We start from the raw sequence: 16,118 nt of genomic DNA on the forward strand, positions 1-16,118 counted from the left end.
GGAGGTGGAATGACCGTTTCGGATCACATCACTCGTTTCAGAACAGCGGGGACAAACTACATCAATCTTTGCCATCAATCATCCAAAGGGCGAAGAATACCACAACACTAAATATGCGTCACGACCAGGGATGGGGCTTAAAAACACTATCCTTTTACGCCGCCTGCCGTCAGGCCACTAACCAACCAACGCTGGGCCAGCAGGAAGACAAGGGTAATAGGGATAGCGGACAACACGGCGGCGGCGGCAAAATCTCCCCACAGATAGTTTTGCGGATTGAGATACTGCTGCATACCTACTGCCAGCGTATAGCTGTTGACATCGCGGAGTAACAACGACGCTACCGGTACTTCAGTGATGGCAGCAATAAACGATAAGATAAATACCACTGCCAGAATTGGCACCGACAGCGGCAACAGAACCAGACGGAAGGCTTGCCATGGCGTGGCGCCATCTAAGGCTGCTGCTTCTTCCAGACTGCCATCAATAGTTTCGAAATAGCCTTTAATGGTCCAGACGTGCAGGGCGATCCCACCCAGATAGGCAAATATTACGCCTCCATGGGTGTTCAGCCCCAGCACAGGAACATATTGTCCCAGACGGTCAAACAACGCATATAACGCCACTAAAGAGAGCACGGCTGGAAACATTTGAAAGATCAGCATGCTTTTTAACAGGGTGCTCTTACCGCGAAAACGCATACGGGCAAAAGCGTAAGCACAGGTCGTTGATAGCGTCACAATACCAATTGATGTAATCACCGCAATTTTGACGGAGTTCCATAGCCACAGTAAAACCGGGAAGGGCGGCGGTGTCACTTTGCCGTTAGCGTCAGTTACGCTAAATCCCAGTGCCAGTTTCCAGTGTTCCCAGGAGATCTGTTCAGGGATCAAACTACCGGTAGCAAAGTTACCGGAGCGCAGGGAAATGGCGATGACCATCAGTAGCGGAAACATAATCAGCGCAATAAAACACAGCATCAGCAGATGGGTAAGACCGATACGTAGTCGCTGAGATTTAGGTTGAACCATTGCCATATTATTCTCTCTCCTTAATCAAAGTTCATACGTGATGCTTTCAAATTGATAATCGCCAGAGCGCCTACCAGTAAGAAAATCAGGGTGGCGATAGCCGCCGCCAGACCAAAGTTTTGCCCACCGCTACCTTCAAATGCCATACGGTAAGTGAAACTAACCAATAGGTCGGTATAACCCGCTGGCGTAGTGGTACCGATTCGGTCAGGGCCGCCATTGGTGAGTAATTGAATCAGTACAAAGTTATTAAAGTTAAACGCAAAGCTGGCAATCATTAGCGGCGTTAGCGGTTTAATTAATAACGGGAAGGTGATTCGAAAGAAGTTCTGAAACAGGTTTGCACCATCCATCGCTGAGGCTTCATATAAATCGTCAGGAATGGTTTTCAGTAATCCCATACACAGAATCATCATATAGGGATAACCCAGCCAGATATTGACGATCACAATCATACTGCGGGCCATAGTTGGATCGTTAAACCAGGCTGGTTTGATGCCAAACAGTGCCTCCAGCATCATATTGATTTCACCAAAGCTTTGGTTGAACAGTCCTTTAAAAATCAGGATAGAGATAAAAGAAGGAACGGCGTAAGGCAGTATTAATAGCACCCGATAAATGGCCCGACCCTTTAACGATTCCCACTGAACAATACAGGCTAATACCATGCCCACCGCCACGGTAAATATCACTGTGAGCAGCGAGAAGGCGATGGTCCAGATAAAAATAGAGATAAAGGGTTTTTGGATGCCTTCATCAAACATGACCGTCAGGAAGTTTTTCCAGCCAACGGTAACGGTAAAACCGGGGCTCAGCACTTCGCTTTGCCACTGCCCTTGAGCGTTGACCGCCTGATAAAAACCGGTTTCTTTATTAGGCAGATAGCGAACGCCGGTTTGCTGATTTAGCAGGGTCTTTTGGTCTTCTGCCAATACATATAACGGCTGGATTTCGGAAAACTGGCGCAGTGAACTCATGCGCAATACTTTTTCCTCTGGCAGTTGAACTGACAGAGTACCAAGCTGTTTATTATTTTGGATAACAACACGTAAAGGTGCCGCTTCTTCCGTCGGTGCCGCCGTGGTTTTTTCTACTTTCAGGGTCGGAGGAGGGTTGCCAGGATCGAAAGGTTCAGAGAGCAACATCTCATTTTGGGTATCATCCAGAAACAGGCGCCATTTTTGACCTTCAGGGTAAAGCGAGAAGTTATAGGCATGTCCGGAGGTAAACTGATTTTGCAGCAGCACGGACTGGGCACGTTCAAAGGTTAACTGGTTAACGCTGCTGTAGTTAGTAAATGCAATAGCGATAGTACAGGCTAAGGGGAACAACACAAATAGCCCCATCCCCGCCATACCTGGATAGACATAGCGCCAGGCATAAGCGCGTGGGTTAGCAAACACATACAGACCTAAACCCACCAGTATTAGAGTCAGAATGGCAAACAGATATTCACCTTGCGCATACATCAGCACCACCAGATAGCAGGCAAACAACGCGAAAAGTGTAATGACCAGCCATTTAAGGCCGTTACCCAGGCTAAACCCTCTGTTTCCTTGTGGTAATTCGGTTTGAATAACAGACATGACGAACTCCTTTAGGTGGCCCGGGATAATGCGAAAATCCGGTGGTTAGCAGCGGCGCAGTCATCTGCGCCGCTGTGTTACTGATTTACTTAGTGATACGCGTTTCAACATCTTTTAATGCGGCAGGAACCGTCTGACGACCATGAATAGCGTTCAGAATGGCGCTGCGCTCGGCATACCAGAATCCGCTCATTTGCGGGATGTTTGGCATGATTTCACCTTTTTGCGCATTGTTCATGGTGGCGGCAATACGCGGATCTTTTTCCAGTTTTTCCTGATAAGATTTCAGCGCCACCGCACCCAGCATCTTATCGTTATTCACCATTGTTAATCCTTCATCCGTCAGCAGGTAGTTTTCCAGGAACTCTTTAGCCAGATCTTTGTTTGGACTGGCGGTGTTAATTCCGGCAGAAAGTACGCCAACAAAGGGTTTAGACGGTTTGCCTTTAAAACTTGGCAGCATAGTGACGCCATAGTTGATTTTAGCTTTATCCAGATTGCCCCATGACCACGGACCGTTAATGGTCATCGCGGTTTCGCCCTTAATAAAGCCCGCTTCAGCGACGGAATAATCGGTATCAGGATTGATGTGTTTGTTTTTGACTAAATCCACCAGGAATTGCAGACCAGCCTGTGCTCCGGCATTATTTACACCAACGTTTTTCACGTTATAGTGGCCGTTTTCAAATTTGAAGGCATAACCGCCATCGGCAGCAATAAGTGGCCAGGTGAAGTAGGGTTCTTGCAGGTTCCACATAATGGCGCTTTTACCTTTGGCACGCAGTTTGGTATCCAGTGCGGTTACTTCTTCCCAGGTTTTTGGCGGCTCTGGTAACAGATCTTTGTTATAAATTAGCGATAAAGATTCTACGGCGATTGGGTAACCAATCAGTTTGCCTTTATAGCGCAGCGCATCCCAGGTGAAAGGGGCAATTTTATCCTGTAGGGCTTTAGATGGCGTCACTTCTGACAGCAGGCCTGATTCAGCATAACCACCAAAACGGTCATGGGCCCAGAAAATAATATCCGGGCCATCGCCTGTTGCCGCAACCTGAGGATATTTCTCTTCCATCTTATCCGGGTGCTCAACGGTCACGCTGATGCCGGTATCCTTTTCAAATTTCTTCCCAACTTCAGCCAGACCGTTGTATCCTTTATCGCCATTGATCCAGATAACCAGCTTGCCTTGCTCAATTTTGGCCATCGCCGAACTGGAGAGGCACACAGCGACCAGGGCAGAAATGGTAGCCACCTTAGAAACCGCCAGTGGACGTTGGGTATGACGACGTGCAGCGTTTAGTATACGGAACATCATAATTATCCTTCTTTCAATTTAGTCAGGTAGTCCGGATGGCAATCGATACTCGGTTGCCAGGGCAAAGACATTTACACAGTGACTATGTTGCCGCCGCAAGTGAATAGAACGCATCCTCCTCTTTTCTATGCCCTCTGATACCTTTGTGTGATGTGCGTTGCAATTACAACGCATTTTGTGCGCGATATCACATAAAGCTTGTGATTAATTTGTGAGTAAATTCACAATCTTTCGTTCAGCGGAGGGGGATTCATCTCCCCCCGGTTTATCTCATCCTCCCACCTCCTCCCCCCATAAAAAACCTTTCGGTGGATGATTTGTGCTTGCGATTTTTTATGCAATATCACAGCCATACAAATTTATCGGTTGATTGGGTATGACCACCGCAGCCGACAAACACAGAGAGGAGTTAATTATGGCCAATGTCACACTAAGCAATGTAAGTAAGGCGTTTGGTGATGTTGTCATTTCCAGGGACATTAATCTTGAAATCGATGATGGTGAGTTCGTCGTATTCGTAGGCCCATCGGGCTGCGGCAAATCTACACTGCTACGTATGATTGCCGGTCTGGAAGATATTACCTCCGGCGAACTGACCATCAACGGTAAAAGAATGAATGAAGTACCACCGGCACAGCGTGGAATAGGGATGGTTTTTCAGTCCTATGCGCTTTATCCCCATCTGTCTGTGGCAGACAACATGTCATTTGGCCTGAAGCTGGCTAAAGCCCCGAAAAGTGAAATTAAACACCGTGTTGCTCAGGTCGCAGAGATGCTGCAACTGGGCCATATGCTGGATCGCCGACCAAAAGAGCTCTCAGGCGGACAGCGTCAGCGTGTGGCTATTGGCCGTACTCTGGTGGCTGAGCCAGAAGTTTTTCTGCTGGATGAACCGCTTTCTAATCTGGATGCCGCACTGCGGGTTCAGATGCGTATCGAAATTTCCCGTCTGCATAATCGCCTGAAGCGCACCATGATTTACGTTACTCACGATCAGGTAGAGGCCATGACGCTGGCGGACAAAATCGTGGTACTGGATGCCGGTCGTATTGCTCAGGTGGGTAAACCGCTGGAGCTGTATCACTATCCGGCAAATCGCTTCGTGGCTGGTTTTATTGGTTCGCCAAAAATGAATTTCTTACCGGTGAAAGTGACCGCCACCGCCATTGAGCAAGTACAAATCGCATTACCAAACGGGCAGCTGGTTTGGCTGCCGGTAGACAGTCATGGAGTTCAGGTGGGGACCAATATGTCTCTGGGGATCCGGCCTGAGCATTTAACAACCAGTGAGATGGCAGATGTCACGCTGGAGGGAGAAGTACAGGTAGTAGAGCAGTTAGGCAATGAAACACAGATCCATATTCAGATTCCGTCGATCGGACAAAACCTGATTTACCGTCAGAACGACGTTGTTCTGGTAAAAGAAGGCTCCACTTTTGCCATTGGTTTACCGCCACAACGCTGTCATCTGTTTCACAGCGATGGTCGGGCCTGTCAACGGTTACACAGAGAGCCTGGCGTTTAAATTAACATATCGCCACATGGTGGCATCATAGGAGAACTACGATGGTTGTGTCCCGCAAGTTACAACTTTCTTTAGCCGTTGCAGCAGGTGTTTTTGCAACTCAGGCACTGGCTGTTGATTTTCATGGTTATGCGCGTTCCGGTATTGGTTGGTCAGGGGATGGTGGCGATCAACAATGCTTCCAGGCAACGGGTGCTCAGAGTAAGTACCGTTTAGGTAACGAATGTGAAACCTATGCAGAATTAAAGTTAGGGCAACAATTATGGCAAGAAGGCGATAAGAAGTTTTATCTGGACACCAACGTTGCCTATTCAATCGATCAGGCCAACGACTGGGAAGCAACTGACCCGGCCTTCCGTGAAATTAACGTAAAAGGTGAAAACCTGATCGATTGGCTGCCAGGTGCAACCATGTGGGCCGGTAAGCGTTTCTATCAGCGTCACGATGTCCACATGATTGACTTTTACTACTGGGATATTTCAGGTCCGGGAGCAGGGCTTGAAAATATCGATCTGGGCTTTGGTAAGCTGTCAATGGCGGTTACCCGTGATACCGAAGCGGGTGGTTCTCATGGCTGGATTGATGGTCAGGCAGATGAAATTCCAACCTCTAACGACGTATTTGATATTCGTTTAGCTAACCTGAATACTAACCCGGACGGCGTACTTGAGCTGGGTGTGGACTATGGACGTGCTAACGCACGTGATGGTTACTCTTTAGCTGATGATGCCTCAAAAGATGGAGCGATGTATACCGCAGAGCATACTCAGAGCATGTTAAGTGGTTTTAACAAGTTTGTGGTTCAATATGCAACCGATTCAATGACTTCCTGGAACACCGGCCACTCACAGGGTGCCAGTGTGAATAACAATGGTAGTATGGTCCGCGTATTGGATCACGGTGCTATTTCTCTGGCACAGGATTGGGATCTGATGTATGTCGCTATGTATCAGGATACCGATCTTGATAACAACAATGGCTCAACCTGGTACACCGTTGGTGTGCGTCCAATGTACAAATGGACACCAATCATGAGTACATTGCTGGAAGCTGGTTATGATAATGTGAAGTCTCAGAATACTGGCGATCGCAACAGTCAGTATAAAATTACCCTGGCACAACAATGGCAAGCAGGTAACAGCATTTGGTCTCGTCCTGCCATTCGTGTATTTGGTACCTATGCAAACTGGGATGAGAAGTGGGGATATAACAACGGTGTTGCAACCAGTGATACCTCGACTAAAACCTATAGCCGCGGAAATAATGATGAATTCTCCTTTGGCGTTCAATTCGAAGCCTGGTGGTAATAACATCTGATGTTCCAATGACAGGCGTGGATGATTGACTGTTCAACGCCTGTCATTTTTCTGCTGTATGAGTATTTTGCTACTTTCAGAGGGAAAAAATAATGAATAACAAATATCTGGCCTTATGTTTAGCGCTGACACTTGGCGGCGGTATGGTCAGTCAGGCTCAGGCGGTATCGCTGTTCAGTGATAACGTTCAGGCCCCGGAGAGCGTGACAACCGCTCCTGTACTTTCTGGCAGTAAGCTACAGCAGTTGCCCTGGCAGCCGCTGGTTCCACCTACCACTCAAACCATCAAACTGGATGCGGCATCACCTCAACTGTCTCAGGGTGATATTCGCAGTGCGGTTGCCACTATTGCACTGCCGGCTAACCGCGGTACGTTAGAAATAACCTTATCCAGCCTGGTGGACAATAAAAGTGTTTATGCACCTAACGTCTTAGTGTTGGATGAGCAAATGCGTCCGGCTGCGTATTATCCCAGCGAACGATTTGCTTACGCGGGTCCTGAAGTCATGGATAGCGACCGCCTGCAAGGCACCCTACGTCTGACTCCGGCCTTAGGCCAACAGCAGATCTATATGCTGGTGTACACCACTAATAAAGATCTGCAACAGACTACCAAATTAACTGCCCCAGCCAAAGCCTATGCCAAGGGCGTGGGGAACGCAGTACCGGATATTCCGGACCCAATTGCTCAACACAGTGAACAGGGTACGCTGAAAGTTGTTGTGAAATCTGACCAGCAGAACGGTAACGTAATGATTGGCCAGTTGATGCCAGCTTCTTCATCTGATGTTGCAGCAACGGCAGTTATTCCTGCGCCAGCGCCAGCAGCACCGGTAGCGAAAGCGCATGCTGCACCGGAAAAAGTGCTGACGGATACTGAAGATTACTTTAATCAAAGCATTCGCGCTGCGGTGAAGCAGGGGGATATTGATAAAGCGCTGAAGCTGCTGGATGAAGCGGAAAGATTAGGTTCAACAACGGCGAGAGAGACCTTTGTTGGGAGTGTTAAGGGTAAGAAGTAATTTGAATTAGATTCATAGAAGGTTTCACTCGTAAATAATGTGTCGCTTGCTCGGCTACCATCTAGTAGTCGGGCATGATTAAACGTTGAGTCAGTTTCGCCCGCAAATAGAACGGTGTTTTACCAGACTACTGCACCTCCACGACTTAGCACACAAATCCAGGTGGGCCTGACATAGGTTTCGCCGCCTTTAGTTCCGTGTTTATCTTGCCAGCGGTGTTTGCGTCGAGCAAAGGGGCGTTGGGGCGAACGCCCCTCTGCACTCCCCGCGCCTGCGCAGCCGACTGTTGACCGCCGCGTTGCGGCGGCAACCTCAGCCAATAAAAAAGCCGACGCACCGGCGCAGAGCCGGAGTACTCGCCTCATCCATGAGGCTCGGCCCTTTGGGCCAGCGCTTTGTGCTGTTCAAAATTGCTCCTGCAATTTTGTCCGACGTCGCTGCGCCTCGACCAACATTCATGTTGGTCGTGCTACTTTTTTATTGGCTGAGGCAACATTCGGATGCTTTAACCTGAAGGGCAAAATATAAAAAATAAAGTACTGATGGTCTTCCGGCCGAGCGTAAAGGTGATATACGCAACATCGCTTTTATGGCCGGAACATTCCCAAAAGCAAATTAAACATAAGGGGCCATCAAATGATGGCCCCTTATGTTTACGACTAACCTAACCGCTATTTCCGTTTCGGCTTACGGCTAGCCGCCAAGAGCCTCTTGCTATTCAAATCACTCAACAAACGGCGTATCGATGAATCAGCAAACATATTTTCTAATGAGTCGGTTAACTTACGACGCCAGTTTGGATATTCCTTATAAGTACCCGGTATGTTCACCGGTTCTGACATATCCAGCAAATCTTCCAACTGAATACCCACCAGCGCGCTTTCCGTCAGTGCCAAATAGCGTAACAGGCCACGATTAAGCGCCGGTGACATTGGCATATCTTTCACCGTTTTACGCAGACTTTTAGGCACGCAGTTATATCGATGCAAACTATTCAGAATACCCTGTTTGGTGAGCTCGCGTTCCTGATAGATTTGTGCCAAAGCCAGCGGGTTAGGGTAGAGACCTAACTGCTTGCCTAACACTAAATCACCGCACTGCCAGTAACCTTTAAGCGTTGGCATATCATGGGTGGTGGCCGTAGCCATTGCCTGTGGCAGATAGTTCTCCGGAGGCGTTAGCTGATTTTTATCATCTTGCTCAAAAAACAGAATTTTATAAGAGTAAACGCCGCTGGTGCTCAATTTACTGACGATATCCTTAGGTACAATACCCAAATCTTCACCGATGACCATACAGTGATGGCGTTGACTTTCCAGCGCCAGAATCGCCAATAAATCATCCACCGGATAATGTACATAAGCGCCGTTTTTAGCGCTTTCTCCCTGAGGGATCCACCACAGTCGCAGTAATGACATGACATGATCGATACGTAATGCTCCGCACTGAGTCATATTGCCGCGCAATAGATCAATAAACGGCTGATAGGCGCGTTCCACCATTACATGGGGACTCATCGGTGGCAGCGCCCAGTTTTGCCCCAGTGGACCAAGAATATCCGGCGGAGCGCCGACAGAAGCATTAAAGCAATACAGAGAACGGTCTTTCCAGGCATCGGCGCTCTCCTGAGCAACGCCGACTGCCAGATCGCGATATAAACCAATCGACATCTTCAGCTTACGCGACAGGCGATAGCATGCACTTAACTGATGGTGAGCCAGCCATTGCAGCCACAGATAAAATTCAACTTCAAAGGCATGCTTTTGTGCAAACTGGCTAACCTCCGGGTTCTGGCTATCCTGATAAGCAACCGGCCACTGATACCATTGCCAGGAGTGACCGGACTGTACCAGATGAACCGACAGCGCATCAAAAATGGCATGATAGCGTAGATCATCGCCTCCATGAGCCACAAACTCGCTGAATTCACGCTGCGACTTATCTCTTTCCGGACGGGTGATAAACTGCTGATAAGCGAGTTTTAGCGCCGCCAGTTTTAATGACATCACGCCGGTATAATCAACCCATTCGACCTTACGCAACTCGGCCAGTTTTTTCTGAGTGGCGGCTTTCTGCCACCATTTCTGCGCCTCAGCGCTGTGCTGAAAATCATCTACCTGATTAATATCAATATAGATAATATTCAACCAACGGCGAGAGGAGGGACTGTAAGGGCTGCAAAACTCAGGATTAGCCGGATAGAGCGCATGAATAGGGTTGAGCCCAACAAAAGTACCGCCTCGTTTAGCGATACTTTTTAACAGCTGTTGAACATCGCCAAAATCACCAATCCCCCAGTTACGATCGGAACGCAGGGTATACATCTGAACGCAGGTTCCCCACAACTTTTGGTGATGATGAAGCGGGGCTGGTTCATAACAACGTTCTGGCGTCACAATAATCCGACAGCTCCACTGCTGTGAGCCTTGCGTCAGGGTTAACTGATGATATCCACAGGGAAGGTCTGTCGGTAACTTTAACGGCTTACCTTTAGCGACTTTCCCCTGCTGTAATTCTCCCTGCTCCAGAGTGAGCTGCCACTGCGCTTCAGAAGTCAGTGGCAAAGAGAAGGCACTATTTTGTGCCAGCACAATAACTGGGGGAAGCGGTCCCCCCTCCTTATTATCTGGCAGGGTGAACTGCATTGCCGATAGCAATTGCTGTTTCACCTCATCGCTGATGATTTCAGGCTGACCATAGGCATTCAGATAACTGGCTGAGATGCCTGCGGCCGCTGCCGTTTGCTCTAAGAGTGACGCTTTTTTCTTCATACCCACCTGCTTATGCTTTGCGCTGCCAGATACGCTGCTGATAATCACGGATTGAACGGTCAGAACTGAACATACCAACGCGGGCGGTATTCAGAATGGTGGTTCTTGTCCAGAGATCGCGATCGACAAAGTGTTCACCCATACGTTTTTGCGCTTCACAATAATCTGCAAAGTCAGCCAGTACCAGATACGGATCGCCACCGCTACCCAGGCTGTTTAACATCAGATCGAAGGCATGTTTATTACCCTGAGTGAAAACACCGCTGGAAAGTTCTTTCAAAATGGTATCCAGATGCTTATCTTTTTTACGCCATTTCAACGGATCGTAACCGGAGGCTTTTAAGGCATTAACCTGCTCAACGGTATGACCGAAAATAAAGATATTTTCATTCCCCACCTCCTGAGCAATTTCGACGTTAGCGCCATCCAGTGTACCAATGGTCAGAGCACCGTTCAGCGCCAGCTTCATATTACCGGTACCTGATGCTTCTTTACCCGCAGTAGAGATTTGTTCAGATACATCAGCGGCAGGAATAATTAACTCAGCCACCGAGACTTTATAGTCAGGAATAAATACCACTTGTAGCTTTTGGTTAACTAACGGATCGTTATTGATTTTCTCTGCCACACAATTAATGGCATAAATAATATTTTTTGCCAGGTAATAACCCGGAGCCGCCTTGGCGGCAAACAAAAATACCCGTGGTGGAATATCCAGTGAAGGGTTATCACGTAACTGACGATAAAGCGAAAGAATATGCAACAGGTTAAGATGCTGGCGTTTATATTCATGCAGCCGCTTTATCTGTACGTCAAATATAGCTTCAGGATTAATTACCAGACCGGTAACCTGTTTTACATAGCGAGCTAAATGCAGCTTGTTATCATCCTTTATTTGCTGATAGCGCTGACGGAAAGCGGCATCACCGATAAAAGGTTCCAGCTTTTTCAACTGATCCAAATCTGTTACCCAACCGGTACCAATGGAATCATCGATCAGTGATGCCAGCGCCGGGTTACACTGCTTTAACCAGCGGCGCGGAGTAATACCGTTGGTGACGTTATGGAATTTGTTTGGCCATAGTTGGTTATATTCCGGGAACAGATCTTTTACTACCAAATCTGAGTGCAGGGCAGCGACGCCATTTACAGCAAACCCACTGATAACACACATGTTGCCCATCCGCACCTGACGGTTATGAATGATGCAGAGTTTTTCCCAAACCGCTTTATCTTTGGGCCAGTTTTTTTCTACCAGCGGCTTAAAGTGAGCATCAATTTGCTTAATGATGGCAAAGTGGCGCGGCAGAAGGCTCTGCATCAGTGAAGCGCTCCAGCACTCAAGGGCTTCTGGCATCAGGGTATGGTTGGTATAAGCAAAGGTTTTATTAACGATAGCCCAGGCTTTATCCCAGCTCATCTGATGTTCGTCCAGCAGAATACGCATCAGTTCAGGAATGGCAATAGTTGGGTGAGTATCATTTAACTGGATAACCTGATAGTCCGCCAACTGCTCAATTTTATGACCAGCCAGATAGTGGCGACGCAGAATATCTGCCACAGAACAGGCGCACTGGAAATATTGCTGCATCAGACGCAGACGTTTACCTGCAGTATGGTTATCATTTGGATAGAGAACTTTAGTCAGCTTCGCCGCTTCAATACCAGGACGCTCGGACTGAAGGAATTTACCATCATTAAACAGCGTCAGATCAAAGGGTTCACTGTGGGTGGATTGCCATAATCTCAGGGTTTGAACCACACCATTTTGATAGCCAACTACCGGCAGATCCCAGGCTTCACCAACCAGAGTTAAAGCGGGTTCCCAGCGCTCAACGCCTTTTGCATTTTTAACCAGTTTGCCGCCAAAGTTAACATGTACGTTCAGCGTTTCATTGCGGCTAAACCATGGGTAGTGTTCGCGCAACCAGTTATCCGGGGACTCATGCTGATGTCCTTGTTTGAATGACTGACGGAACAGACCATATTGATAGTTCAAGCCATAGCTAATAGCCGATTGACCAATGGTTGCCATTGAGTCGAGAAAACAGGCCGCCAGACGGCCCAGCCCACCGTTACCCAGCGCCGGATCCACTTCCTGCTCTAACAGATCGGTGAGGTCAACTTCATAGTCCGCCAGTGCGGTTTTTACCTGCTGATACAGTCCGAGGTTGAGCAGGTTATTACCCGTCAGACGACCGATCAAAAATTCCATCGAGATATAGTTAACTTGCCGTTGCTGCGTATTGGGAGCGGTAGCCTGCAACGGTAGTAATTCGTTTAATGTACGGCTGAGCGCTTGCCACCATTGGTGTTGAGTCATCTGTTGCGCGGATTGCAGACCAAAGCTTCGCCACTGACGGGCCAGACTGTCATGAAACTGCGCGGTATTAAATGTTTGCATAGTAGGTAGGGCCTCTGATTTTGTTAATTATATAGTAGTGCTCATGCTGTCATTGATGCAGGTGGAGAACATCATCCCGTGGGGGATTAGTTAGGGAGGAGGAGCGGGGCGTAGTCGGACCCTATTCATAAGATGATTTTTATTCTCCGGAGGTCAAAATTATCTATTTGGGGGCGGATAAAAACAGAGTATGCGACTAATATCAGACAAGCATCAAAACAGAATGTTGCAAATTGTGACGCAGGGCCTTTTCAGCTAACCATGGGTTAGGGTTATATTGTGGTACTGTTTGATTTATCGGACCGGGCGTGCAAAGTCGATTGTTTGTGCTATAACTAATTGTATTTACATATCTTAATTAAGATTCGAGTCTGATTATATGCTAATTCCATCAAAGCTCAGTCGTCCGGTTAGACAATCCCATGTGGTGGTACGAGATCGTTTACTTAATAAATTGTCCAATGCATTTGACTATCGTTTAATACTGGTAACGAGTCCGGCTGGTTATGGAAAAACCACCATGGTAACCCAATGGGCTACCGAGATACCTCATTTAGGATGGTACTCGTTGGATGAAAGCGATAATCAACCTCAACGCTTTGCCAGCTATTTAGTTTCCGCGGTACAACAGGCAACTAATGGGCTTTGCGAAAAAAGTGAAACCTTAACGCAAAAGCATCAGTACACCAGTATTACGGCACTATTTTCCCAGCTATTTGTTGAGTTGTCTGAGTGGCAGCAACCGCTTTATCTGGTGATTGATGACTATCATCTGATTACTAATGATGTCATTCATGAAGGTATGCGTTTCTTTTTACAGCATCAGCCAGAAAATCTCACGCTGGTGATTTTGTCGCGCAATCTTCCTTCACTGGGAGTCGCCAGATTACGGGTGCATGGTCAACTGCTGGAGATCGATAGCCAGCATCTGGCATTTACCCATGATGAAGCGAAAGATTTCTTCGATCGTCGCCTTGAGGCACCGGTATCGGCGGAAGAGTCCCATCGGCTGTGTGATGAAGTGGCGGGCTGGGCGACGGCGTTGCAGCTGGTGGCGCTCTCAACCCATCAGTCTGGAAATACGGTTAAGCAGTCAGCACAGCGCCTTTCAGGGCTTAATATTCGCTACCTGTATGATTATTTAGTTGATGAGGTTCTTGACCTTACCGATGCGGTAACGCGTTCATTTTTGTTGCGCTGCTCGGTACTGCGTTCGATGAATGCGGAGCTGATTACCTGCATCACCGGTGAAGACCGGAGCCAGGCTCGGCTGGAGGAGACCGAACGTCAGGGGCTGTTTATTCAACGTATGGACGATCGGGGAGAGTGGTTCAGCTTTCACCCTCTGTTCGCCAGTTTTTTACGTCAGCGCAGCCAGAATGAATTAGCGCAGGAACTTCCGGAAATCCATAAAGCGGCAGCGCAAGGATGGCTGAATATGGGGTATTCCGGTGAAGCCATTTATCACGCATTGAGCGCCAATAATCTTGAGCTGCTGCGGGATATTTTGTTACAGCATGCCTGGTCGTTATTTAATCATGGTGAGCTGGAGTTACTGGAAGAGTGTATTAATGCGCTGCCTTACGATTATCTGATTCAGAAACCTAAACTGATTTTGTTACAGGCCTGGTTAGCTCAGAGTCAGCACCGTCATGCAGAAGTAAACCTGTTACTGACCAAAGCAGAAAAAGAGATAGCGGCAAAACAGATTGAAATAGAGCCCTGGCTGTATGCCGAGTTTGACGTTTTGCGTGCACAAATCGCCATTAACTCTGAAGCGCCGGATGAGGCGGAAATGCTGGCGATGACGGCGATTGAAAACCTGGCGCCGGACAGTTACTACGGAAGAATTGTTGCCACTTCCGTGATTGGTGAAGTGATGCACTGTAAGGGAAATCTGACCGAAGCCCTCAGTATGATGCAGCAAACCGAACAGATGGCCCGTCACTTTGAAATATACCACTACGCTTTATGGGCGCTGTTACAGCAAAGCGAAATTTTGCTGGCTCAGGGTTTTGTGCAGGCGGCTTATGAAGTACAGGATAAAGCCTTTGTGCTGGTGGAAGAGTTCAATTTGCAACAGTTACCAATGCATGAGTTTCTGTTGCGCTTACGTGCTCAACTGCTATGGCAGTGGTCTCGTCTTGATGAGGCTGAACTGGCTACCCGTAAAGGTATGGAAATTTTAGGCAATGGGCAGCAACAGTTACAGTGTCTGGCGCTGTTGGCAAAATGCTTTTTGGCCCGTGGCAACCTGGATAATGCCCGCCATTATCTCTACCGTTGCGAAAACCTGTTAAGTAATGCTCAATATCACAGTGACTGGAAAACTAACGCCGATAAACCGCGAGTGATTTACTGGCAAATGACCGACGATCGGGGGGCCGCGGCCAACTGGTTGCATCGCACCCAGAGACCAACCGGTGCCTACAATCATTTTCAACATGGGCAGTGGCGCAATATCATACGGGTCCAGCTTCTGCTAGGTTTTTATGATGAAGCTGAAGTTATCCTGCTGGATATTATTAAAAGTGCTCGTCAACTACAGCTGGTCAGTGAACTGGGCCGTAATCTGATACTTTGCAATATGCTTTACTGGCATAAAGGACAGAAGAGTGAGGCACAGCAGATGTTGATTGAGGCTCTGACGCTGGCCTATCGTACAGGCATTATCAGTAACTTTGTTATTGAAGGCGAAGTGATGGCGCAGCAATTGCGCCAGCTGTTGCAGCTGAATACGTTGTCTGAACATAACCAGCATCATGCGCAACGTATTCTGCGCGAGCTTAACCAGCACTATCGGCATAAGTTTGCCCATTTTGATGAGAACTTTGTTCATCAACTGTTGAATAATGCACAAACCCCAGAACTGATCCGTACCAGTCAGTTAACCCATCGCGAGTGGCAGGTTTTGGGGCTAATCTATTCTGGTTATAGCAACGATCAAATAGCCGGTGAGTTGGGTGTGGCCTCAACGACGATCAAAACCCATATTCGTAATTTATATCAAAAAATTGGTGTTACCCATCGTCAGGAAGCGATACAGCAGGCTCAACAGCTGTTGGAAATGATGGGTTATAATACATAACTAAACAGATATTTTAGTCAAAAGGCCGATCAATGATGAGTTGAGCGGCCTTATTTTTTT

General features: G+C 47.8%; 10 protein-coding genes. 4 read left to right on the forward strand and 6 right to left on the reverse strand.

Annotated features, from left to right (window positions below; translation table 11 throughout):
- From LPW36_RS09740 to malE, 4 genes are all read right to left on the reverse strand, one after another.
- The coding region (locus tag LPW36_RS09740) for an IS1 family transposase (protein ID WP_338085967.1) at window positions 1-75 on the reverse strand (75 nt) is incomplete at its 3' end.
- A 71-nt stretch (window positions 76-146) separates the two neighbouring features.
- Window positions 147-1,037 carry a maltose ABC transporter permease MalG gene (malG, locus tag LPW36_RS09745; RefSeq protein WP_230609483.1) on the reverse strand — a complete coding sequence of 297 codons (891 nt, stop codon included), beginning with the start codon at window positions 1,035-1,037 and terminating at the stop codon, window positions 147-149.
- Between the two features lie 14 nt (window positions 1,038-1,051).
- A complete protein-coding gene (malF, locus tag LPW36_RS09750; protein ID WP_230609484.1) occupies window positions 1,052-2,617 on the reverse strand; it encodes a maltose ABC transporter permease MalF in 1,566 nt (521 codons plus the stop codon).
- An 85-nt stretch (window positions 2,618-2,702) separates the two neighbouring features.
- Window positions 2,703-3,932 (reverse strand): maltose/maltodextrin ABC transporter substrate-binding protein MalE, encoded by a 1,230-nt coding sequence (gene malE / locus LPW36_RS09755; RefSeq protein WP_230609485.1) that lies wholly within the window; start codon window positions 3,930-3,932, stop codon window positions 2,703-2,705.
- 415 nt (window positions 3,933-4,347) lie between these two features.
- Between malE and malK the strand changes: the two genes are divergently transcribed.
- The 3 genes from malK to malM all read left to right on the forward strand — a co-directional run bounded on the left by malK (window position 4,348) and on the right by malM (window position 7,795).
- On the forward strand, window positions 4,348-5,457 hold the full coding sequence (malK, locus tag LPW36_RS09760; RefSeq protein WP_230609486.1) for a maltose/maltodextrin ABC transporter ATP-binding protein MalK: 1,110 nt from the start codon (window positions 4,348-4,350) through the stop codon (window positions 5,455-5,457).
- Between the two features lie 41 nt (window positions 5,458-5,498).
- On the forward strand, window positions 5,499-6,764 hold the full coding sequence (locus LPW36_RS09765; protein ID WP_230609487.1) for a maltoporin: 1,266 nt from the start codon (window positions 5,499-5,501) through the stop codon (window positions 6,762-6,764).
- A 101-nt stretch (window positions 6,765-6,865) separates the two neighbouring features.
- On the forward strand, window positions 6,866-7,795 hold the full coding sequence (gene malM, locus LPW36_RS09770; RefSeq protein ID WP_268991623.1) for a maltose operon protein MalM: 930 nt from the start codon (window positions 6,866-6,868) through the stop codon (window positions 7,793-7,795).
- A 671-nt stretch (window positions 7,796-8,466) separates the two neighbouring features.
- Here malM and malQ read toward each other — a convergent pair.
- Together malQ and malP are read right to left on the reverse strand one after the other, a co-directional pair.
- Window positions 8,467-10,566, reverse strand: coding sequence for a 4-alpha-glucanotransferase (malQ, locus tag LPW36_RS09775; RefSeq protein ID WP_230609488.1), 2,100 nt, complete (start codon window positions 10,564-10,566; stop codon window positions 8,467-8,469).
- A gap of 10 nt (window positions 10,567-10,576) precedes the next feature.
- Window positions 10,577-12,970: a maltodextrin phosphorylase gene (gene malP / locus LPW36_RS09780; protein WP_230609489.1), complete on the reverse strand. Its 2,394-nt coding sequence runs from the start codon at window positions 12,968-12,970 to the stop codon at window positions 10,577-10,579.
- Window positions 12,971-13,349: 379 nt separating this feature from the next.
- Between malP and malT the strand changes: the two genes are divergently transcribed.
- Window positions 13,350-16,058, forward strand: coding sequence for an HTH-type transcriptional regulator MalT (malT, locus tag LPW36_RS09785; RefSeq protein WP_230609490.1), 2,709 nt, complete (start codon window positions 13,350-13,352; stop codon window positions 16,056-16,058).
- Window positions 16,059-16,118: the final 60 nt, after the last annotated feature.

Source organism: Limnobaculum eriocheiris, from assembly GCF_021010575.1.
In the GTDB taxonomy this organism is placed as follows: domain Bacteria; phylum Pseudomonadota; class Gammaproteobacteria; order Enterobacterales; family Enterobacteriaceae; genus Limnobaculum; species Limnobaculum eriocheiris.